This window comes from Salinicola sp. LHM (genome assembly GCF_034479735.1).
GTDB lineage: Bacteria > Pseudomonadota > Gammaproteobacteria > Pseudomonadales > Halomonadaceae > Salinicola > Salinicola salarius.
This window is the reverse complement of the sequence record NZ_CP140261.1, coordinates 2619539-2641340: the sequence shown is the minus strand read 5'-3', so window position 1 is coordinate 2641340 and position 21802 is coordinate 2619539. Positions and strand designations below refer to the sequence as shown.

Sequence of the window (21802 nt, the reverse complement as noted above, 5' to 3'; positions counted from 1 at the left end):
TCATTTGTGCCAAAAGGGCAGAAGATCAGATGCCGAGGAACGAGCCTCGAACCGGATGGATTTCGTATGGATGAACAGTCTGATGAGTGATCACGTCGATGGACGATAGCGGTGACAAACCACGCTCCTCGCGCTCGACCGGCAGCGCGCGGCTGACCGATGTGGCTCGCGTTGCAGGCGTGGCGCCGATGACGGTGTCGCGGGCGCTCAACCGCCCCGAGCTGGTGAGCGAAAGTACACGACTACGCGTTCAGCAGGCGGTGCTCGAAACCGGTTACGTGCCCAACCGGGTCGCCGGCGCGCTGGCCTCGAGCCGGAGCCGGCTGGTGGCGCTGCTGGTGCCGACCGTGGCGCACTCGCTGTTCGCCGAAGTCGTGCAGACGGTGATGGGCGTGCTCTCTTCCCAGGGTTATCAGGTGCTGCTGGGACTGGTCGGCTATACGCCGGAGCAGGAGGAGACGATTCTCGAGACCGTGTTGAGCCGCCGTCCCGACGGGATCGTGCTCACCGGCTGCCGTCATTCGGCCTTGACCCGCCAGCGGCTCAAGGCGGCCGAGGTTCCGCTGGTCGAGATCTGGGACATGACCGATGATCCGCTGGACATGCTGGTCGGCTTCTCCCATGAAGCGGTGGGGCGCGCCGTGGCCGAGCATCTGCTGTCACGGGGCTATCGGCGCTTCGGCATCATCAGCGCCGACGATTCTCGCGCGAAGCTGCGGGTCGCCGGCTTCGTGTCGGGGCTCGAGAGCGCCGGCATCGGGGAGTATCAGCTGCGGGAAGTCGGTACGCCTTCGAGCATGCCCTGGGGGCGGGAGAAGAGCGCCGAACTGCTCGATCGCCACGCGCTGGATGCCATCGTCTGCAGCTCCGATATCCTCGCGCTGGGGGTGTTGTCGGAGGCGCAGAGTCGCGGGCTGACGGTGCCGGGACAACTGGCGATCATGGGGTTCGGCGACAGCAGTTATGCTGCCGCCAGCTTTCCGGCGTTGAGCACCGTACGTATCGACGGTGCCGCCATCGGGCTGCGGGCGGCCGAGCATCTGCTACAGCGCATGGCGCAGCCGACATTCGAGCGGGCCGGGCAGGTGCTGGATGTCGGCTTCGAGATCATCGATCGGGATACCACTTGAGCCGTTTCGGCGTACGGCGCGGTGTCGTCACGAATCGTCATCCTTTGGTCGTAATCGCAGGGCGGCCTCTTTGTCATACAAATTGATTGCGCTAACATCCTCTCCGTTCGCAGCTCGACGCCTTGAATGATTGCGCTATCATCCAGGGCGTCGAGCAGATCGGGGAGAGTCTCTCAGCCACATTCATGAGGTAGTCCGATGTCCAACGATGCCATTAGCTGGATCCGTTTTTCCCACGTCCTGTTGCCGCTGGCGACGCCCATCAGCGATGCGAAGGTGCTCACCGGTCGTCAGAAGCCGATGACCGAAGTGTCGTTTTTGTTCACCGAGATCGAGACGCGTGATGGCCATCAGGGGATCGGCTTCAGCTACTCCAAGCGTGCCGGGGGATATGGTCAGTTCGCCCATGCCCAGGAAATCGCGCCGGCCATTCTGGGCGAAGATCCCAACGACACCGGCAAGCTGTGGCAGAAGCTGGTGTGGGCCGGGGCATCGGTAGGGCGCAGCGGCCTCTCGACCCAGGCGATCGCTTCGGTCGATGTCGGCCTGTGGGATCTCAAGGCCAAGCGCGCCGGGCTGCCGCTGGCCAAGCTGCTGGGGGCGCATCGCGACTCCGTGCAGTGCTACAACACCTCCGGCGGCTTTCTGCATACGCCGATCGAAGAGGTCAAGGAGAACGCGACGCGGTCTCTCGAGAACGGCATCAAGGGCGTCAAGATCAAGGTGGGGCAGCCCGACATGCGGATCGACCTTCAGCGCGTCGAGGCCGTGCGCAAGCATCTGGGCGATGACGTTCCGCTGATGATCGATGCCAACCAGCAGTGGGATCGCGCCACGGCCCTGCGCTTCGGTCGTGCCATGGAGCAGTACAATCTGGTATGGATCGAGGAGCCGCTGGACGCCTACGACGTGGAAGGTCACGCGGCCCTGGCCAGTGCTCTCGATACGCCGATCGCCACCGGCGAGATGCTGGCCAGCGTGGGCGAGCACATGGAGCTGATCAAGCACCGCAGCGCCGACATCATCCAGCCGGATGCCCCGCGGATCGGCGGGATCACCCAGTTCCTGAAACTGGCGACGCTGGCGGACGCTGCCGGCCTGCAACTGGCGCCTCACTTCGCGATGGAGATTCACCTTCACCTGGCCGCCGCCTATCCCGCCGAGCCCTGGGTCGAGCACTTCGACTGGCTGGAGCCGCTGTTCAACGAGCGCCTGGAAACCCGCAACGGCCGCATGCTGGTGCCGGATCGCCCGGGCCTGGGGATCACCCTGACCGAGCAGGCGCGGAAGTGGACGGTCAACAGCGCCGAATTCGGCAAACGCGGCTGAAAAAGTGCCTGCGCTCGGTCATACGGCGTTAAAAATCGACGCGAAAGTACTCATTTACACCCACGTAAACTGGTGCGCCAGCCCGGTCCGTCTTTCGCGTCGATTTTTGCCTTGGCTACGCGTCCCGGTATGACCATCGCTCGGCAACTTTTTAAGAAATCGGCCGGGTAATTCCCGATAGTTTGTTGTACGAGGAGTGCGATATGAGTTTCCCTAAAGTGACCAGGATGACGGTGATGCCGGTCGCCGGGTATGACAGCTTTTTGCTCAACCTGAGCGGCGGCCATGCGCCGTGGTTCATTCGCTGCCTGCTGATCCTCGAGGACGATGCCGGCAACCAGGGCGTCGGCGAGATCCCATCCAGCGAGGGGATTCTCAAGGGGCTGGAGCAGTGCCGTTCTCTGGTCGAAGGCTCCAGAGTCAACGAAGTCAAGCAGACGCTCAACCGCTCGCGCCTGCTGCTGGCGAGCAACGGGCGGGAGGAGCGGGGACGCCAGACGTTCGATCTGCGCGTGGCGGTGCACGTGCTGACTGCCATCGAATCGGCGCTGTTCGATCTCTACGGCCAGGCGTTGGGTCAGCCGGTGGCGGACCTGTTGGGCCGTTTCGGCCGCCAGCGCGATGAAGTCGAAGCGCTGGGCTATCTGTTCCTGCTGGGTGATCCGGACAAGACCGACTTGCCGTATCCCAAGCCCGAAAACCCGGTCGATGCGTGGGACGAAGTCCGCCGTCGGGAGGCGCTGACGCCGGATGCCGTGGCCAATCTGGCCAAGGCGGCCTATGAGCGTTACGGCTTCAAGGACTTCAAGCTCAAGGGCGGCGTGCTGCGGGGCGAAGAGGAAGCCGACTGCATTCGTGCGCTGCACGAAGCCTTCCCCGAAGCCCGGCTGACGCTGGACCCCAACGGGGCCTGGAAGCTCGACGAGGCGGTTCGGGTCCTCGATCCGATCAAGCACATCCTCAGCTATGCCGAAGATCCCTGCGGGCAGGAAGAGAGCTGGTCCGGGCGCGAGGTGATGGCCGAGTTCAAGAAGCGCACCGGTTTGCCCACCGCCACCAACATGATCGCGACCGACTTCAAGCAGCTGCAGTATGCGGTAGCGCTCAATGCCGTCGACATTCCACTGGCGGACTGCCATTTCTGGACCATGCAGGGCGCGGTCATGGTCGGCGAGCTGTGTGACGAGTGGGGGATGACCTGGGGCTCGCACTCCAACAACCACTTCGATGTCTCACTGGCGATGATGACCCACGTAGCGGCAGCTTGTCCGGGCAATATCACGGCCATCGATACGCACTGGATCTGGCAGGACGGCCAGCGCCTGACCGAGGTACCCTTCGCGATCCGCGAGGGCAAGCTGAGTGTGCCGAAGACGCCGGGGCTCGGGGTCAGGCTCGACATGGCTCAGGTCGAAAAGGCCCACGCCCTCTACAAGTCGCTCGACGTGCGTCAACGCAACGATGCAATGGCGATGCAGTATCTGATCAATGGCTGGTCGTTCGATCCCAAGCGGCCAGCGCTGGTGCGCTGACATGTCAGCCGGCCTCCGTCGATAGATATCGAAGGATCGGGCAGCATTTCGGATGCTGCCTTTTTTACGTTCGATGACGGTCAGAGCCGACCCATTCCCGGGGAAACGATCGTATCCGGTTGGATCCATTGCTATGAAAGTGGCGATTTATCAATAGTTTACAAAGACAACTAATGCCGTATCTCGTTGATAATTCGCCATTATCTGCCAATTCCAAAGTCTAATATTACTTCAAGTATGATGTATGGCATTCTGCGTTTCGACAATCACAATTCGCTTCGAGTCGAGCGAAGGAGCCATATGATGACATCACGTTTCTGGAACAACCTATCCGCTTCGCTGCCTGCGGTTGCCGTTGCTGGCGCGTTATCCGTCGCTGCTTTCCCCGCTCATGCGGAAAACTGGCGAGGGTGGAACGTTCATCCGGATGGTTATCCAAACTCGGTGGCGTTGAAATTCTTCGACGAGGAAGTTTCCAAGAACACGGACGGCAGAATCAATCCGCGGGTCTATAACAATGCGGTTCTCGGTGACCAGCCGGACGCGATCGATCAGACCCGTAGCGGCGCCCTGGACTTCGGTAATTTCAATATGGGTCCGATGGGGCCGATCGTCCCTGAAACCGACGTGCTGTCTCTGCCATTCCTGTTCGATAGCGTCGATCAAATGTATCGCGTCATGGATGGGGATATCGGCAAGCGTTTCGCCGATGCCCTGGCGGAAAAGGATCTGATCGCCCTGTCCTGGTTCGGCTCCGGTGCTCGCAGTTTCTACAACACGGATCATCCCATAGAAGGTCCCGATGATGTGAAGGGGCTCAAGCTTCGCGTCATGAACAATGATCTCTATGTGGACATGGTCGATGCTTTGGGCGGCAACGCGACGCCAATGTCCTACGGCGAAGTGTTCCAGTCATTGAAGACGGGTGTCATCGATGGTGCCGAGAACAACTTCCCGTCATTCGAATCCAGTAATCATTACGAAGTCGCCAAGTACTTCTCCGAAACCGGTCACCTGATCATTCCCGAATGTCTGTGTGTCGCGAAGTCCAGCTGGAACGAACTTTCCGACGAAGACAAGTCGATCGTGCGCAAGGCGGCAGAAGATGCAGCCCAAAAGCAGCGTGAGCTGTGGAAAGAAGGTGCAGAGAAAAGCCGCGAGAAAGTCGAAGCGGCTGGCGTGAAGGTCAATGAAGTGAAGGACAAGGCGGCATTCCAGAAGCGTATGGAGCCGATCTATCAGGCCTTCATCAAGGAGCATCCCGATCTGGAATCGTTGATCGACGATATTCGCAATACCCAGTAAGCCTTCAAGAGTGACGGGCCCCTGATCACAGGGGCTCGTTTTTTGTCTTCGATATCAACTAGGGAAAACCATCGTGGATAACGTCCCGGATTCGGCCACCAATCCTGACACGACGTCAGACAGGGTGCTGGACGGTTTGGCGCGTTTATGCCTGATCGTTGCTGGCGTGCTGCTGGTGTTCCTGATTTTTTCGTTCGGCTGGCTGGTTTTCGGCCGTTACGTGCTCAATGACACGCCGACCTGGATCGAACAGTCTTCGCTGTTGATCGTGGTCTATATCACCTGCCTGGGTGCGGGTGCGGGTGTACGCTTCAATTCCCATCTGAGCATCGACTTTCTGCGTGAGGGCGCACCGCGGATTCCGCGGGTGGTCATGCACGCCATTTCCGACGGATTCGTGCTGCTTTTCGGTGGTTTCATGGCATGGCAGGGCTGGTTGATGATGATGAGCAACGCCGGCCGTCCGATCCCGATGATCGGGCTCTCCGAAAGTTGGCGAGCCGCGCCTCTAGTCGCTTGTGGCGTGCTCATGGTGATTTTCACCTGCGCCAATCTCATTCAACGCATCACACGTACCGGCCGGGCAGGGAGCTGACACTATGGGGCTTGCGATTCTTTTCGGCGTCTTTCTCCTCGGGTTGATCGTGGGAGCGCCGATCGCGTTCGCGGTGGGGCTGGCCTCGATCGTGACGTTTCTCTACGAGGGGCTGCCGCTGTTCGTGGGATTCCAGCGAATCGTCTCGGGGATCTCGGTATTCTCGCTGCTGGCGATTCCGTTTTTCATCTTTGCGGGTGAGCTGATGCTGCACGGCGGCATCTCGAGCCGCCTGGTACGTTTCGCTTCGGCAGCGGTCGGTCGCGTCCGCGGCGGCCTGGGGATGGTCAACGTGACCTCTTCCATGCTGTTCGGCGGCATCTCCGGTTCTGCCGTCGCCGATACTTCGGCACTGGGCTCCATTCTGATTCCGGTAATGAAAGAGAAGGGCTACGACACCGACTATGCGGTCAACGTGACGGTGACCTCCTCGATTGCCGGTGTGGTGATTCCGCCCAGCCACAACATGATTCTCTACGCGGTGGCGGCCGGTGGCGGGATCTCGGTTACCCAGCTTTTCGTGGCGGGCGTCGTTCCCGGTATTCTGATGTGCCTGGCGCTGGCGGTGGCGGCCTATGTGGTGGCGGTCAAGCGCGGCTACGGCGGCGAACCCTTTCCGGGCTGGTATGCGCTGCTGATCAGCTTCGTCGCGTCGCTGCCCGGGCTGCTGACGGCGGTGATCATCGTCGGCGGCGTGCTGTCCGGCATCCTGACTGTGACCGAATCCGGCGCGTTCGGTGCGATCTACGCCATCGTCATCACCGGGCTCGTCTATCGCGAACTTCGCTGGGAGTCGTTCAAGAAGGCGGTCTACCAGGCCGTCAAGACGACGGCGCTGGTGATGATTCTGGTCGGGTGCGCCTCGGCATTTTCCTACCTGCTGGCGCTCTACAACGTGCCGGAAATGCTCGCCAATGCACTGACATCCTTCTCCGATAATCCCATCGTCGTGTTGCTGATGCTCAACCTGCTGTTGCTGGCGCTCGGCATGATCATGGACATGGCGCCGCTCATTCTGATCTGTACGCCGATTTTCCTGCCGGTGGCGCAGCAGTTCGGCATGGACCCTATCCAGTTCGGCATCCTGATGATGATGAATCTGGGCATTGGTCTGTGTACGCCGCCGGTCGGTGGGTGTCTGTTCGTCGGCAGCGCGATCGGCGGGATCAAGATCGAGCAGACCGTCAAGACCATCTGGCCATTCTACCTGGCGTTGTTCGTGGTGCTGATGCTGGTGACCTACGTACCGGCGATTTCCTTGACGTTGCCCAACCTGCTGCAGTGACGCGACAGCGAGAGCTCGGCTTCGAACCATTCGACACCCCACTGGACGGTCATTGGCATCCGACCGTCCAACCCAACGAGGAGAGATCAACATGCTGAATCGATTACTGGTGACTGGCGCCGCCGGTGGCGTCGGGCAAGCCATCCGTCCGCATCTGGCGAAGCTCGCCCGGCACGTGCGTCTGTCGGACATCGAGACAATCGGCAACGCCGAGCAGCACGAGGAGATTGTCGCTTGCGATCTGGCCGACGCGGCGGCGGTGGCAAAGCTCGTCAGCGATTGCGACGGTATCGTCCACCTGGGCGGCATCTCGGTCGAGAAGCCGTGGGAAGGGATCCTGCAGGCCAACATCATCGGAACCTACAACCTCTACGAGGCGGCCCGAAAACAGGGCAAGCCGCGCATCGTCTTTGCCAGCTCGAACCATACCATCGGTTTCTACGAGCGCTCGACGCGGATCGATAGCCAGGTCCCGCGCCGGCCGGACTCGCTCTATGGGGTTTCCAAATGCTTTGGCGAGGACCTGGCGAGTCTCTATTTCGACAAGTTCGCGATCGAGACGCTGAGCGTGCGCATCGGCTCCTGCTTTCCCAAGCCCAAGGACACTCGCATGCTGGCGACGTGGCTAGGCGTCGAGGATTTCGTGGCCCTGCTGGAGCGGGCGTTCGTCGCCCCCAAGCTGGGTTATACGGTGGTCTATGGCGCTTCCGACAATGCCGAGCAGTGGTGGGACAACCGCCATGCGCAGTTCCTCGGCTGGGTGCCGCAGGAAAGCTCGGCGCCATGGCGGGCCGAAGTCGAGGCCGAAGCGGCCAAAGCGCCTCAGGATCCGACGGACCCGGCGGTCGTCCATCAAGGCGGCAAGTTCGTCACGCTGGGTCATCCCGACGACGAAACGTGATCCGGGCCGGGGTCGGTCGAACTGGTATGCTATTCACCTCGAACGTCATACAGCACCGACCGCCCCGAGCGATTACGGACGCCGGCGTCGGCCAAGAAAATCGATAAGGTAGGCAGCACGATGGAGCAGACCAAGGCTTGGGAGATAAAGCGCATCTCTTCTCAGGAGAGTCTATCGCGCCAGATCGCCCGGCAGCTGGAAGCCCTGATCACTCAGGGACATATCGAGGTGGGCGAAAAATTGCCGACCGAGAGCCAGCTGTGCGACATGTTCGGTGTCAGTCGAACGGCGGTGCGCGAGGCTATCGCTCATCTCAAATCGATGGGTCTGGTCGAAACGCGTCGAGGCATCGGCACGCGCGTCCTGCGCTCCGTGCCGGATCACCAGTTTCCGGCAAGACGCATCAACGCCACCACGGTGGAAGACATTCTGCACGTGCTGGAGATGCGCATGACACTGGACGCCCAGGCGGCGGCGCTGGCGGCCGAACGGCGCACGCCGCTGGATATCGCGGCGATGCAGAGTGCTCACGAGCAGTTCCTGGCGGCCTGCGAGACGGGTAGCCAGGCTCGCCACGAGGACTACGTCTTCCATCGGGCGATCGTCGAAGCCACGCACAACCCGTTCTTCGTCTCGTTGTACGATCAGCTCAACGAAGGCGCTATCCCCAGGACCAAGCTTCTGTCCGTCGAGCTCGACCCTCAGGCCATATCTTACTATCTTGAAAGGGTGGCTCGGGAGCATGGCGAGATCCTGCAGGCGATCGTCTCGGGGCAGGCGGAAGCCGCCCGGGACGCCATGCACCGCCATCTCCAACGGGCGTACGACAATTACGCCGCGTATCAGGATCGCTCCGAAGCGTAATCTCTTGCCGGCCCGGGTGGTAAAGGCGGGCCGATCGATTCGAGACATCGTTCGACTGCACTGCCGTCCCAAGGGGCGGCGGTGTCTTCCTGTTGGCATTGGCGTCCCGGCATTCGGGTGTTTTCGATATCCCAGCTTTCTCTAACATCCCAGCTTTTCTAGGAGGCAATGTGAATCTGACTGGCGAACTACTGATTGGACAGCAAACCGTCAAGGGAGCCCGCGATCCGATCGTTGCGATCAATCCGGCGACGGGCGAGCGTCTGCCGACCGAGTTTTTCGGCGGTACTGCCGAAGACGTGACGCGAGCCTGCAATCTCGCCTGGTCGGCATTCGATACCTACCGAGAAACCTCGCTCGAAGAACGTGCCCGGTTTCTCGAGACGATCGCCGACGAGATCGAGGCGATCGGTGACGACCTGATCGAACGGGCCGTGGCCGAATCCGGTCTGCCCCAGGGGCGCATCCAGGGCGAGCGGGGCCGTACCTGCGGCCAGCTGCGCTTGTTTGCCGATACCGTGCGGGCGGGAGAGTGGCTCGATGTTCGCGTCGATCCGGCCTTGCCGGATCGCCAACCGATGCCGCGGGTCGATCTGCGCCAGCGTCATATCGCCCTGGGGCCGGTGGCCGTGTTCGGCGCCAGCAATTTCCCGCTGGCGTTCTCCGTCGCCGGTGGCGATACCGCGTCGGGACTGGCTGCAGGTTGCCCGGTGATCGTCAAGGGGCACCCGGCGCATCCCGGCACCTGCGAGCTGGTGGGTCGTGCCGTGCAGGCCGCCGTCAAGAAGTGCGGTCTGCCCGAAGGCGTGTTCTCGATGCTGCACGATTCCAGCTTCGAGGTGGGGCAGGCGCTGGTCGCCGATCCGCGGATCAAGGCAGCGGGCTTCACCGGGTCGCGCAAGGGCGGTCTGGCGCTGCTGGAGATTGCCCAGCGTCGTCCGGAGCCGATCCCGTTCTATGCGGAAATGAGCAGCATCAACCCCGTGTTCCTGTTGCCGGCGGCGTTGAAGGCGCGCGCCAAGGCGCTGGGCGAGGCGTTCGTGGGCTCTCTCAACATGGGCGCCGGTCAGTTCTGCACCAATCCGGGCCTGGTGATCGCGGTCGAAGGGCCGGATCTCGACGCGTTCATCGAGTCCGCCAGCGAAACGCTCAAGAGCAGCACGGCGCAGACGATGCTGACGCCGGGGATTCACGAAGCGTATGGCCAGGGCGTCCGCGCGCTGGCGGCGAACAGCAAGGTTCGCGAAGTGGCGCGTGGACTGGAGGGCGAAGGCGCCAACCAGTGCCTGGGCGGACTGTTCGTGGCTGCCGGCGAGGACGTGATCGCCGATACTTCGCTGCAGGCAGAAGTCTTCGGCGCCTCTTCGTTGATCGTGGCCTGCCGCGATGCGGCGGAAGTCAAGCGTGTCGCCGAGAGCCTGGAAGGCCAGCTGACGGCAACGCTGCAGATGGATGACGCCGATTACGAGGCCGTCAAGGCACTGCTACCGACGCTCGAACGCAAGGCGGGCCGTATCATGGCCAACGGCTGGCCGACCGGGGTGGAAGTGTGCGATGCCATGGTTCACGGCGGCCCGTTTCCGGCGACTTCCGACTCGCGCACCACGTCCGTGGGCACCGCAGCGATCTTCCGCTTCCTGCGTCCGGTCTGTTACCAGGATTTGCCGGATGCGCTGCTGCCGGAAGCCGTGCGCGAGAGCAACCCGCTGAAGCTGCGTCGCCTCGTCGATGGCGAACGCGAAAGCTGATCTCGTCAGCTTGTGTGCCAGTCCTAGGCATGATGACAGGGTGATAAGATAGAGTGATAAGATGAGTGATGAGACAGGGCCGCTCGAGAGAGCGGCCCTTTTTTGTCCGATGTCCGTCCGGCGTTCGCCCGATGTCCGTCCGGCAGCGACAGCGTTCGGGCTATACCAGCCCCAGCCATTTCAGCAGGAACAGCCCCAGGCTGAGGGTGAACATCGACGCGAAGGTCGTGATGACGATGATATTGGCAGCCAGCTTGTCGTTGCTCTTGAACGCCTTGGCCATGACGAAACTGGCCGCTGCGCCCGGGCAGCCCAGGTAGAGGAAGATGATCCCCAGTGCCGGGCCGTGAATTCCCACGGCGAGAGCGCCCAGCACCCCGAGCAGGGGAACCCACACCAGCTTCCACAGGCTGGCGTCGAGGGCGATCGTGCTGCTGCGCTTGAACGCGCTGACGGAAAGCGTGCCGCCGATGCAGATCAGTCCCAATGGCAGGGACATGCCGGCGAGATAGCCGCCCGACGTCATGACCCAGCCGGGGAGTTCGATATCCGCCAGCGCCACCGGGATCGCGAAGACGACGCTCAGGATGAGCGGGTTCTTGGCCAGATTCTTGATCAGGTTGCGGAAGTCCGTGGCGACCTCGTCGCTGTAGAGCGACAGGATGAAGACCGAGAAGATGTTGTAGATGACGATGACCGCGCCGGCCAGCACCCCGCCTACGGAAAGGCCGTAGTCGCCGTACTGGCCGGCCGCCAGGGCGAGCCCGACGATGCCGTTGTTGGCGCGGAATGCCCCCTGGGTGAAGATGCCTCTCTCCACGCGGGGGTGCCGCCAGATCGCCCAGGCCCAGGCGAGAAAGAAGCTGATGATGGTGTAGCCGATGAAATAGCCGATCAGCTCCGGCTGCAGGGCGCGACTCAGATCCGCCTTGATGATGCTCAGAAACAGCAGCGCCGGCATGGTGACCTTGAACACCAGCATCGATGCTGTGGTGATGAAGTGGGAGTCGATCCAGCCGAGCCGCTTGAGACCAAGCCCCAGGAAGACCATCAGAAAGACCGGCAGCGTGATTTCCAGCGTATGGGTAAAAGCGGCCAACAGCCCCATGATTCACTCTCCGCCGCGGACTAACCAGAAGCCGACCACGAGCGCCGCGATCAGCAGCGCCCAAAACAAGCGGTTACGCAGACGGGTATCGCGGTGGGATCCTTTGCGAGACACAGTACAATCCTTGCTGGGTAAAAGGGTCGAATGCCGCCGGGACGCGAGCCCGTTTCATGATCGTGACCATCGAAGCCTGTCAGCGGCGATCATGGCCGATGCCACCCGAATGTCGAGCGACGATATCGTGAGGCATGGGCGTTGGGGGCGTTCGACCGGGTCGTGAATTTGAAGCCATGCATTTATAGCCGATTAGCCGATAGTCTAAGGGAATTCAGATGTCGATGCTGCGTTATCCACTGGTCTTTGCCCACGCCAACGGGTTTACCGGTGCCAGTTACCGGACGCTGTTGTCGCCGTTGGCGACGCATTTCGAACTGCATCCGCTGGACCGCCTGGCGCATGATCCCCAGTTCCCGGTAGGGCGGAACTGGCTGGCATTGCGCGAAGAGTACCTGTCGGCCACCGAGTCGTTGTCGACGCCGATCGTCGCCGTGGGGCACTCCATGGGTGGCGTGCTTTCGATCATGGCCGCCTCCAAGGCGCCGGATCGCTTTCGCGCCGTGGTGGCGCTGGATCCGCCGCTGCTGCTCGGGCGGGACGCCTGGATGTTGAAGTTTGCCAAGCTAGCCGGCTTCGTCGACCGGGTGACGCCGGCCGGCAAGACGCTGCGCCGTCGCGAGGTCTGGCCCAGCCGGGAAGCCATGGCCGCTTCGCTGCGTCGCCGTTCGCTGTTCCAGGGCTTTACCGAAACCGCGATGGAGGATTACGTCACCGGGGCGACGACCATCGTCGACGATAGCGGCGCGGCGAAGCTGCGCTATGCACCGCGTACCGAGGCCGCCGTGTTTCGCCACCTGCCGGATCATCTCACCTCGGTGCTACGCAAGATCGAGGTGCCGCTGACCGTGATCGCCGGTAAAGACTCCGATCTGCTGACGCCCGAGCGGCGACGCACGCTATCGCGGCTGGGCATTCGGTTGCGCTGTGTGCCCGGTGGTCACATGTTTCCGTTCGAGCATCCGCAAGCGACCCGTCAGGCGATTCTGGAAGCCATCGACGACATGCTGGGAGAAGAGTCTTGAGGGCACGAGAAATGATTCTGGGTGAAGGGCGTCTGGCCGCGTTGAGCTGGGGCGACGATGCCGCGCCCACCTGGGTCGCCCTGCACGGCTGGCTCGATAACGCCGCGACGTTTTCCCGCCTGGCGCCCGCGCTGGCCACTGCGCTGGGGATTCGCCTGGTGGCGCTGGACCTGCCGGGGCACGGCCATTCACCGCATCGTGGCGCGGGGGCCGAGTATCCTTTGTGGGGTTACGTGCCGGACGTGCTCGACGCCGTGGACGCCCTAGAGCTGAACTCGGCGACATTCGTCGGCCACTCGATGGGCGCCGGCATTGCCAGTCTGATCGCTGCCGCCGCGCCGGAACGGGTCGACGGACTGGTGTTGATCGATGGGCTCGCCTCGACCACCAATGAACCCGGCGAGACGGTGACGCAGCTGCAAGCGGCGTTGCGGGCGCGGCGGCGTTCACGCAGTGCTGCCGGCAGTTATGCGAGCATCGACGAGGCGGTCGCGGCGAGGGTTCGTGGCGGCGTCACCCGGATCGATGCCGATACCGCGCGGCCCATCGTCGAGCGTAATCTCGGCCGGCAGGAGAACGGGCGCTACTACTGGCGAACCGACCGCCGTCTGGTCCATCCGTCGCTGCTGCGCTGGACGCCGGACCAGATGCTGGCAACGGTGGCCGCCATTCGCGCCCGGGTGCTGCTATTGCAGGCCACCGCCGGGGTGTTGACGCAGCGGCCGCACCTTGGCGAGGCCTGTCGCCGGATCGACAGGCTCGAGCGGCGCATTGTCTCCGGCGGACATCATCTGCATCTGGAGGGCATCAGAGTGGCGCAGGTCACCTCGGAAATCGTACGCTGGCATCAATCGACGGTCGTGGAGTCCATGTCATGAAACCTCGCGTCTCGTTGGTACTGGGGAGCGGCGGCGCGCGGGGCTACGCCCATATCGGTGTGATCGAGGAGCTCGAAGCGCGCGGCTACGAGATCGCGTCGATCTCCGGCTGCTCCATGGGTGCCTTGATCGGCGGTATCTACGCCGCTGGCAAGCTCGACGGCTATCGCGACTGGGTCTGCCAGCTCGACTATTTCGACGTGCTGCGTCTGGTCGACATTACCTGGAGCGCCATGGGGGCCATGCGCGCCGGCAAGGTGATGACCAAGCTGGAGGCGCTGGTCGGGGATATCCGTATCGAGGACCTGCCGATGCCGTTCACGGCGGTGGCAACGGATCTGAGCCGCCAGCGGGAAGTGTGGTTCCAGAGTGGCCCGCTGCTACGCGCGATCCGCGCCTCGATCGCGGTACCCGGCATCATTACTCCGGTCCAGGAGAACGGGCACGTGCTGGTCGACGGAGGGCTGCTGAACCCGCTGCCGATCATTCCCACGGTCTCCGTCGACGCGGAAATCGTGCTGGCGGTCAATGCTACCGCCCAGACGCCGACGCCCGTGACTCTGGAAGAGCTGCTGCCTGCCGACCAGGCGGCCCAGGAGCATGCCCGTGAAATCGAACGCGAAGCCGAAGGCCAGAGCTTCAGCGGCTGGCTGAAGAACGTGCGCACGCGGGTGCAGGGAATGGTCTCGTCGTTCAGCGACGAAGAGGAAGCCTCGGAAAGCGCCAGCTGGTCGAGCCAGACCGAACGCGCCTGGAGCAAGCTCGACATGATGCTGGCCTCGTTCGATATCACTCAGGCCGCGCTGGCCAAGTACAAGATCGCTGGTTATCCGCCCGACATTCTGATCGAGGTGCCCAAGAGCGTGTGCGGTGCCTACGAGTTCCATCGCGCCGAGGCGCTGATCGAGCTGGGACGTTATCTCGCCGCCCAGGCCCTAGATCGCCACGAGCGTCAGCGGGACCGGACTTCCGTCGCCGCCGAACCGGTCGATGGCCGCCGCCACCCGGCCAGCAGTGCCGACCCGCAGGCACGTCTACCGCTGCCGCTATCCTCGCCCAAGCGCCACGGTTGACGCCGCTCGTCAGTCGCCGCGCGTGCGCAGCAGCACGTAGAGGGCGCCGGTGCCGCCATCGATCTCGCTCGCCGAGCAGAACGCCAGCACCCGCGACCAGTTCTTGAGCCAGGTGTTGACGTGGCTCTTGATCACCGGGTAATCCGCGCCGCTACCGCGATAACCGCGTGCCTTGCCATGTACCACCAGCACGCAGCGAACCCGACTGGCGATGGCGTCGTCGATGAACGATTCGAGCTCGACACGGGCTTCGTCGAGGGTGTAGCCGTGAAGATCGAGCCCGCCTTCCCAGGCGATGTGACCGCGCTTGAGCTGGGCAAAGGTTCGCGGTGGCAGGTCCGGAATCGAGAATTCCAGGCGCTGATGCGGCGTGACCGCCTCGACGCCGCCGTCCGATAGCCGGGATTGCACCACCGGCGGCGCCTGCTCGGCGGCTTCACGCCGCGCGTCGGCGTTGAGCGCGTTGCGCCGCGGACGACCCGTGGCCGCGCGGTTGAGCTTGAGCCGCTGAACGCCGGCCGCTTCCAGTGCCTGGCGGAAGGCGTTGTGATCGTCGTCGTCGCTCGAGGAGTGGGTCATTGCCATTGTGCCTTTGCTGACCGCTGTCTTTGGCTTGAGTGATTCAGCGGGCGGAAGGGTAACCGATTCCGCGCGTCATGACATGGCCGGCTGTGAACGCGCGAGCCTTGCGCGTACAATCGTCGTCCGTTTTCCAGCCAGATGCGAGTTCCTTCCATGTCGCCACCGCAGTCGACCCTGACGCTAGCGGACGATGCCATCGTCGAAGACCTGTTCAGCGTGCGGGACTGCCTGCGCTGGGCCACCTCCGAATTCCATGCCCATCGGCTGCATTTCGGCCATGGCACCGACAGCGCCTGGGACGAAGCGGTTGCCCTGGTGCTGGGCGCGCTGCATCTGCCGTGGGACATCGACCCGGCCGTGCTCGACGCGCGTCTGCTGGGCATCGAGCGGCGCCGGATCGTCGCGCTGGTGAGAAGTCGCATCGAGTCGCGTCGGCCGTTGCCGTACCTGCTCGGCGAGGCGTTTTTCGCCGGCTTCCCGTTCGAGGTCGACGAGCGCGTGCTGATCCCCCGTTCGCCCATCGCCGAGCTGATCGAACAGGGTTTCTCGGCCTGGTTCGAAGAGTTTCCGCCGTCGCATGTGCTCGACCTTTGCACCGGCTCCGGCTGTATCGGCATTGCCACGGCCCTCTACCTGCCCACCTGCGAAGTGGATCTGGTCGATATCAGCGTGGAAGCGCTCGAGGTCGCCAAGGCGAATATCGTGCGTCATGATGTCGGGCGGCGCGTTCGCGCGGTGGCGTCCGACCTGTTCGAAGGCGTCGCGGGGCAGCATTACGATCTGATCGTGAGCAATCCGCCCTATGTCGACACTCGCGATCTGGCGGCCATGCCGGCGGAGTATCGGCACGAGCCCGATCTGGCGCTGGGCGCCGGTCGCGATGGTCTCGACATCGTCCGACGCATCCTGCGTGAAGCCCGCGCCTACCTGAACGACGGCGGCATGCTGATCGTCGAAGTGGGCAACTCCCAGCGTCATCTGGAGGCGGCTTTCCCGGAAGTGCCGTTCCTGTGGCTGGAGTTCGAACGCGGCGGGGAAGGGATCTTTGCGCTGAGCGCCGAGGATCTCGATACCTACGCGGATCACTTCGCCGCGTCTCATCCGGCCTGAACCTGAATCTTTCTTCCCTTTCCTGAGGATCGCGCATGTCCGGCAACACCTTCGGCAAACTGTTCACCGTCACCACCTTCGGTGAGAGTCACGGCCCCGCGCTGGGTGCCATCGTCGACGGCTGCCCGCCGGGGCTCGAACTCAGCGAGGCGGATCTGCAGCGCGACCTGGACCGCCGCCGGCCGGGCTCGTCGCGCCATACCACCCAGCGCCGCGAGCCGGATCAGGTCCGGATCCTCTCCGGGGTGTTCGAAGGCCGCACCACGGGCACGCCGATCGGACTGATGATCGAGAATACCGATCAGCGCTCCAAGGACTATTCCAAGATCGCCGAGCAGTTCCGCCCGGCCCACGCCGATTACACCTATCACCACAAGTACGGCATTCGCGACTATCGCGGCGGTGGCCGCTCCAGCGCCCGCGAGACCGCCATGCGCGTTGCTGCTGGCGCCATCGCCAAGACGTGGCTCGCCCGGCAGGGCATTCGGGTGCGCGGCTACATGAGCCAGCTCGGCCCCATCGCGATCGACTTCAAGGGATGGGAGGGTGTCGACGACAATCCGTTCTTCTGCCCGGACCCGGACAAGCTGCCGGAACTCGAGGCCTACATGGATCAGCTACGCCGCGACCAGGATTCGGTGGGCGCCAGGATCACGGTCGTCGCCGAAGGCGTGCCGGTGGGGCTGGGCGAGCCGGTCTTCGATCGTCTGGATGCCGACCTGGCCCACGGGCTGATGAGCATCAACGCGGTGAAGGGCGTCGAGATCGGCGACGGTTTCGATGTCGTGACCCAGCGCGGCACCGAGCATCGCGATGAAATGACGCCGGAAGGATTCCTGTCCAATCACGCCGGCGGCGTGCTCGGCGGCATCTCCAGCGGCCAGCCGATCGTCGCGCATCTGGCGCTCAAGCCGACCTCCAGCATCACCCAGCCGGGGCGTTCGATCGACATTCACGGCGAGCCGGTGGAGGTCGTCACCAAGGGGCGTCACGATCCCTGCGTCGGTATCCGCGCCACGCCGATCGCCGAGGCGATGATGGCGTTGACGCTGATGGATCATCTGCTGCGCCACCGTGCCCAGAACGGCGACGTTCACGTCGATACGCCGCGCCTTGGTCAGGTCTGATAGCCCGCCTCGGTCAGACCTGGTGGATAGCATCACTCTGAATAGATAGCGCTCCTCTGATGGATAGCGTCCCTCTGATAGATAGCGCCCCTCTGATGGATAGCGTTCCTAGGCATCGGGAGTGAGGCGCGCGCCCTCCAGCTCCGCGATCATCGCGCGTCCGGCGTTGGAGAGCGTGCGCTGCTTGTGCACCAGGTAGCCCAGCCGGCGCTCGATCGGGGGGTGCGTCACCGGTAGTACCGCGATGTCGTCGTCGACCATGCTTTCCGGCAGCACGCTCCAGCCCAGCCCGATACCCGCCATCATCTTCAGCGTCTCCAGGTAATTGGTGGAAAGCGCCACATCGACGGTCAACCCCGCGCGACTGAACGATCCCACCACGATGTCCCGAGTAAACGTTAGCGGCCCCGGCAGTACCGCCGAATAGTCCACCAGCGCTGACAGCGGCAGCTCGCCGTGTGCCGCCAGAGGATGGTCGGGCGCGGCGACGAAGCGCAGTCGATCGATCCACACCGGCACCGATTCCACCTGCGGATTGGGCCGGGGCGACAGCGTCACCACGGCCAGTTCGATCTCCCCGGCGACGACGCCGTGATAGGCCTGTTCGGAATCGAGAAAGCGCAGATCCAGATCGACGTGCGGGTAGCGCTGGGTGAACGCCTTGAGTACTGGAGGAAGCCGGTGCAGGCCGACATGGTGGCTGGTGGCGAGCGTCAGGCTGCCTTCGACGCTGCCGCTCAGGTTGCTCAAGGTGCGCCGGCTGTCCTCCACCAGTTGCAGGATCTGGCGGGCGCGGGGCAGCAGCAGCCGGCCCGCTTCGGTTAGGCTGACGCGGCGATTGATGCGGTCGAAGAGCTTGGCGCCGGTCTGATGTTCCAGCGTGGCGATGCGCTTGCTGATGGCCGGCTGGGTGAGGTGCAGTTGCTCGCCGGCCAGCGAGAACGACGTCGTATCGGCGACCGCGATGAAGGCTTGCAGGCTCTGGGTGTCCATGGCGTCGTTGGCTTTCCGTACGTGGCATTGATGAACCAGAATCAGTGAATTCTGTTATGGAATCCAAAGCATAATCAAGATGAATTGATTTTATGCATGACGGCGCCGTATCTTGGTCGCCACACCATTCGCGAGGCGCTGTCACGGCGTCGCGATTCGCAAGCGTTACGTCACCAAGCTGCTTCAGACAGCGTGACGGAGGAGATAAAACACATGGCAAGCCAGACGCTCTACGACAAACTCTGGGCGCAGCACCTGGTGACTCAGCGCGACGACGGTTCGGCGCTGATCTACATCGATCGTCATCTGCTGCACGAAGTCACCTCGCCGCAGGCGTTCGAAGGGCTGCGTCTGGCCGGACGCAAGCCTTGGCGCCGCGATGCCAACCTGGCGACGCCGGACCACAACGTGCCGACCACGCTCAAGGAGCGCAGCGCCGGTAACGCCGGGATTCTCGACGACGTCTCGCGCATTCAGGTCGAAACCCTGGATGCCAACTGCGAGAGCTTCGACATCGAGGAGTTCCGGATCAACGACGAGCGCCAGGGCATCGTCCACGTGGTCGGACCGGAGCAGGGCGCCACGCTGCCGGGGATGACCGTGGTCTGCGGCGATTCCCATACCGCGACCCACGGCGCCTTCGCTGCGCTTTCCCACGGCATCGGCACGTCCGAGGTCGAGCACGTGCTCGCCACCCAGTGCCTGATCGCCCAGAAGATGAAGAACATGCAGGTGCGTGTCGAGGGCAAGCTGGGCCTCGGCATCACCGCCAAGGACATCGTGCTGGCGATCATCGGCCGTATCGGTACCGCTGGCGGCACCGGATATGCCATTGAGTTTGCCGGCAGCGCGATCCGCGAGCTTTCCATGGAAGGCCGCATGACGATCTGCAACATGGCGATCGAAGCCGGCGCCCGCGTGGGGCTGGTGGCGGTGGATGACACCACGATCGATTACCTGAAGGGCCGTCCGTACGCGCCCTCGGCCGAGCAGTGGCCGGCGGCGGTCGAAGCCTGGCGTGATCTGGTCTCCGACGAGGGCGCGCACTTCGACAAGGTCGTCGAACTCGACGCCGCCGAGATCGAGCCGCAGGTGACCTGGGGCACCAGTCCGGAAATGGTCGCCAACGTCTCCGCCGCGGTGCCCGATCCGGCCAGTGCCGGTGACGAGACCGTCACGCAGGGCATGACGCGTGCGCTGGAGTACATGGGGCTCAGCGCCGGGCAGAAGATCACCGATATCCGGCTCGACAAGGTGTTCATCGGCTCCTGCACCAACTCGCGGATCGAGGATCTGCGCGAAGCCGCCAAGGTCGCCCGAGGGCGCAAGGTCGCCGACAACATCCAGCTGGCGATGGTAGTGCCGGGCTCCGGACTGGTGAAGCGGCTGGCCGAAGCCGAAGGGCTCGACAAGGTCTTCATCGAGGCGGGCTTCGAGTGGCGTGAACCGGGCTGCTCGATGTGTCTGGCGATGAATGCCGACAAGCTGGGCGCCGGCGAGCGCTGCGCGTCGACCTCCAACCGCAACTTCGAGGGGCGCCAGGGCTACGGTGGACGTACCCATCTGGTGAGCCCAGCGATGGCCGCGGCGGCCGCCATCGAAGGCCACTTCGTGGATGTCCGAAGCTATGACTATGACCGCGCCGATGCGATGAGTGCCTAAGGAGACCAGACGATGAAAAAGTTCGAACGCCTGCAGGGTCTGGTCGCGCCGCTGGATCGCGCCAATGTCGATACCGACCTGATCATTCCCAAACAGTTTCTGAAGTCGATCAAGCGTACCGGCTTCGGCCCCAACCTGTTCGACGAGCTGCGCTATCTCGACGAGGGCTATCCGGGCCAGGATGCGGCCAGCCGTCCACTCAATCCGGACTTCGTGCTCAACCAGCCGCGCTATCGCGACGCACAGGTGCTGCTGGCACGGCGCAATTTCGGCTGCGGCAGCTCGCGCGAGCACGCCCCCTGGGCGCTGGACGATTTCGGCTTCCGCGTGGTGATCGCGCCGAGCTTCGCCGATATCTTCTACAACAACTCGTTCAAGAACGGCATCCTGCTGATCACGCTCGACGAGGCGACGGTGGACCGGCTGTTCCAGGAAACGGAAGCCAGCGAAGGCTATCGTCTCGATATCGATCTCGAAGGACAGCAGGTGATCACGCCGAGCGGCGAGGCGATTCCGTTCGAGGTCGATGCGTTCCGCAAGCACTGTCTGCTGGAAGGCCTCGATGATATCGGCCTGACGCTCGAGCAGGCCGGCGCCATTCGCGACTATGAAAGCCGTCATCGTGCGGCGAATCCGTGGCTGTTCCGCGATGCGTGATTCGGGCAAGCGTGGTGGCCACAGCGATGTGGTCGAACGCCAGTTCGGTGGCCAGGCAGGCGCCTATCTGTCGAGCCAGGTGCATGCCCAGGGCGCTGAGTTCGCCCAGTTGCGGGAGCGTGTCGCAGGACTCGACGCGCCCCGCGTGCTGGATCTCGGCTGCGGCGCTGGGCATGTCAGCTTTCAGGTCGCCGATCTGGCAGCGGAGGTCGTGGCCTATGATCTCTCGCCGCGAATGCTCGAGGTGGTCGGCGAGGCGGCCCGCGAACGCGGCTTCGGCAATATCCGTACGGTTCAGGGCGTTGCGGAGTCGCTGCCGTTTGCCGACGACAGTTTCGATGTCGTCTGCAGCCGTTTCTCCGCACACCACTGGCGCGATGTGGGACTGGCGCTGCGCGAGGCGAGGCGCGTCCTCAAACCCGGCGGGCTGGCGGCGTTCATCGATGTCGCCGCTTCCGAGCAGCCGCTGTTCGACAGCTTCCTGCAGACCGTCGAGATGCTGCGGGATACCAGCCACGTTCGCGATTACGCACCGAGCGAGTGGGCGCAGATGGTCGGTGAGGCCGGGCTCGTGGTGACGGCCAGTTCGCGCCAGCGGTTGCGGCTGGATTTCGATACCTGGATTGCGCGAATGCGCACGCCCGATGTCATGCGCGACGCGATCCGTCATCTGCAGCAGCAGGTGGGTCAGGAAGTCCGCGATGCCTTCGAGATCGGTGATGACGGCTCCTTCACCACGGACATGCTGGTGCTGTGGGCGACCAAAGAACACGTTTGAGGAAAA

Annotated in this window: 20 protein-coding genes; 17 read left to right on the top strand and 3 right to left on the bottom strand. The window is 63.4% G+C overall.

Annotated features, from left to right (window positions below; all coding sequences use genetic code 11):
* Nucleotides 1-98 precede the first annotated feature (98 nt).
* The 9 genes from R5R73_RS12070 to R5R73_RS12030 all read left to right on the top strand — a co-directional run bounded on the left by R5R73_RS12070 (nucleotide 99) and on the right by R5R73_RS12030 (nucleotide 10689).
* Nucleotides 99-1130, top strand: coding sequence for a LacI family DNA-binding transcriptional regulator (locus R5R73_RS12070; protein ID WP_071232122.1), 1032 nt, complete (start codon nucleotides 99-101; stop codon nucleotides 1128-1130).
* A gap of 198 nt (nucleotides 1131-1328) precedes the next feature.
* Nucleotides 1329-2459: an L-talarate/galactarate dehydratase gene (locus tag R5R73_RS12065; RefSeq protein ID WP_071232123.1), complete on the top strand. Its 1131-nt coding sequence runs from the start codon at nucleotides 1329-1331 to the stop codon at nucleotides 2457-2459.
* Between the two features lie 203 nt (nucleotides 2460-2662).
* A complete protein-coding gene (locus tag R5R73_RS12060; protein ID WP_322527653.1) occupies nucleotides 2663-3991 on the top strand; it encodes an enolase C-terminal domain-like protein in 1329 nt (442 codons plus the stop codon).
* A gap of 303 nt (nucleotides 3992-4294) precedes the next feature.
* Nucleotides 4295-5296, top strand: a complete 1002-nt coding sequence (locus tag R5R73_RS12055) for a TRAP transporter substrate-binding protein (RefSeq protein WP_416221240.1) — start codon at nucleotides 4295-4297, stop codon at nucleotides 5294-5296.
* 73 nt (nucleotides 5297-5369) lie between these two features.
* The gene (locus R5R73_RS12050; protein WP_071232125.1) at nucleotides 5370-5891 is read left to right on the top strand and encodes a TRAP transporter small permease; all 522 of its coding nucleotides are present in this window, start codon (nucleotides 5370-5372) and stop codon (nucleotides 5889-5891) included.
* Nucleotides 5892-5895: 4 nt separating this feature from the next.
* Nucleotides 5896-7176, top strand: coding sequence for a TRAP transporter large permease (locus R5R73_RS12045; protein ID WP_322527652.1), 1281 nt, complete (start codon nucleotides 5896-5898; stop codon nucleotides 7174-7176).
* Nucleotides 7177-7267: 91 nt separating this feature from the next.
* Nucleotides 7268-8077: an NAD-dependent epimerase/dehydratase family protein gene (locus R5R73_RS12040; protein ID WP_110634435.1), complete on the top strand. Its 810-nt coding sequence runs from the start codon at nucleotides 7268-7270 to the stop codon at nucleotides 8075-8077.
* 120 nt (nucleotides 8078-8197) lie between these two features.
* The gene (locus tag R5R73_RS12035; protein ID WP_071232128.1) at nucleotides 8198-8941 is read left to right on the top strand and encodes a FadR/GntR family transcriptional regulator; all 744 of its coding nucleotides are present in this window, start codon (nucleotides 8198-8200) and stop codon (nucleotides 8939-8941) included.
* Between the two features lie 170 nt (nucleotides 8942-9111).
* Nucleotides 9112-10689, top strand: coding sequence for an aldehyde dehydrogenase (NADP(+)) (locus tag R5R73_RS12030; protein ID WP_322527651.1), 1578 nt, complete (start codon nucleotides 9112-9114; stop codon nucleotides 10687-10689).
* A gap of 160 nt (nucleotides 10690-10849) precedes the next feature.
* Here R5R73_RS12030 and R5R73_RS12025 read toward each other — a convergent pair whose 3' ends face one another.
* Nucleotides 10850-11797: an AEC family transporter gene (locus R5R73_RS12025; protein WP_322527650.1), complete on the bottom strand. Its 948-nt coding sequence runs from the start codon at nucleotides 11795-11797 to the stop codon at nucleotides 10850-10852.
* A gap of 332 nt (nucleotides 11798-12129) precedes the next feature.
* Between R5R73_RS12025 and R5R73_RS12020 the strand changes: the two genes are divergently transcribed.
* From R5R73_RS12020 to R5R73_RS12010, 3 genes are read left to right on the top strand one after another with little or no spacing between them, the layout of a single operon-like run.
* Complete coding sequence (locus R5R73_RS12020) at nucleotides 12130-12936, top strand: alpha/beta hydrolase (protein WP_322527649.1); 807 nt, start codon at nucleotides 12130-12132, stop codon at nucleotides 12934-12936.
* Entirely contained in the window at nucleotides 12933-13814 is an 882-nt protein-coding gene (locus R5R73_RS12015) for an alpha/beta hydrolase (protein WP_322527648.1), read from the top strand. Before R5R73_RS12020 ends, R5R73_RS12015 begins: the two co-directional genes overlap by 4 nt.
* Complete coding sequence (locus tag R5R73_RS12010) at nucleotides 13811-14887, top strand: patatin-like phospholipase family protein (RefSeq protein ID WP_322527647.1); 1077 nt, start codon at nucleotides 13811-13813, stop codon at nucleotides 14885-14887. The genes R5R73_RS12015 and R5R73_RS12010 overlap by 4 nt, the downstream gene beginning before the upstream one ends.
* A 9-nt stretch (nucleotides 14888-14896) precedes the next feature.
* Here the strand turns inward: R5R73_RS12010 and R5R73_RS12005 are convergent, their stop codons facing one another.
* Nucleotides 14897-15466 (bottom strand): Smr/MutS family protein, encoded by a 570-nt coding sequence (locus tag R5R73_RS12005; protein WP_322527646.1) that lies wholly within the window; start codon nucleotides 15464-15466, stop codon nucleotides 14897-14899.
* A gap of 156 nt (nucleotides 15467-15622) precedes the next feature.
* Between R5R73_RS12005 and prmB the strand changes: the two genes are divergently transcribed.
* Nucleotides 15623-16579, top strand: coding sequence for a 50S ribosomal protein L3 N(5)-glutamine methyltransferase (gene prmB, locus R5R73_RS12000; protein WP_322527645.1), 957 nt, complete (start codon nucleotides 15623-15625; stop codon nucleotides 16577-16579).
* A gap of 35 nt (nucleotides 16580-16614) precedes the next feature.
* Nucleotides 16615-17706 (top strand): chorismate synthase, encoded by a 1092-nt coding sequence (gene aroC, locus R5R73_RS11995; RefSeq protein WP_110634457.1) that lies wholly within the window; start codon nucleotides 16615-16617, stop codon nucleotides 17704-17706.
* Between the two features lie 108 nt (nucleotides 17707-17814).
* On the opposite strand, the gene R5R73_RS11990 is transcribed toward aroC, so the two are convergent.
* On the bottom strand, nucleotides 17815-18699 hold the full coding sequence (locus R5R73_RS11990) for a LysR family transcriptional regulator (RefSeq protein WP_110634460.1): 885 nt from the start codon (nucleotides 18697-18699) through the stop codon (nucleotides 17815-17817).
* A gap of 213 nt (nucleotides 18700-18912) precedes the next feature.
* Between R5R73_RS11990 and leuC the strand changes: the two genes are divergently transcribed.
* From leuC to R5R73_RS11975, 3 genes are read left to right on the top strand one after another with little or no spacing between them, the layout of a single operon-like run.
* Nucleotides 18913-20361 carry a 3-isopropylmalate dehydratase large subunit gene (gene leuC, locus R5R73_RS11985; RefSeq protein ID WP_322527644.1) on the top strand — a complete coding sequence of 483 codons (1449 nt, stop codon included), beginning with the start codon at nucleotides 18913-18915 and terminating at the stop codon, nucleotides 20359-20361.
* A 12-nt stretch (nucleotides 20362-20373) separates the two neighbouring features.
* Nucleotides 20374-21018 carry a 3-isopropylmalate dehydratase small subunit gene (leuD, locus tag R5R73_RS11980; RefSeq protein WP_071232140.1) on the top strand — a complete coding sequence of 215 codons (645 nt, stop codon included), beginning with the start codon at nucleotides 20374-20376 and terminating at the stop codon, nucleotides 21016-21018.
* Nucleotides 21011-21796: a class I SAM-dependent methyltransferase gene (locus R5R73_RS11975; RefSeq protein ID WP_071232141.1), complete on the top strand. Its 786-nt coding sequence runs from the start codon at nucleotides 21011-21013 to the stop codon at nucleotides 21794-21796. Before leuD ends, R5R73_RS11975 begins: the two co-directional genes overlap by 8 nt.
* Nucleotides 21797-21802 lie beyond the last annotated feature (6 nt).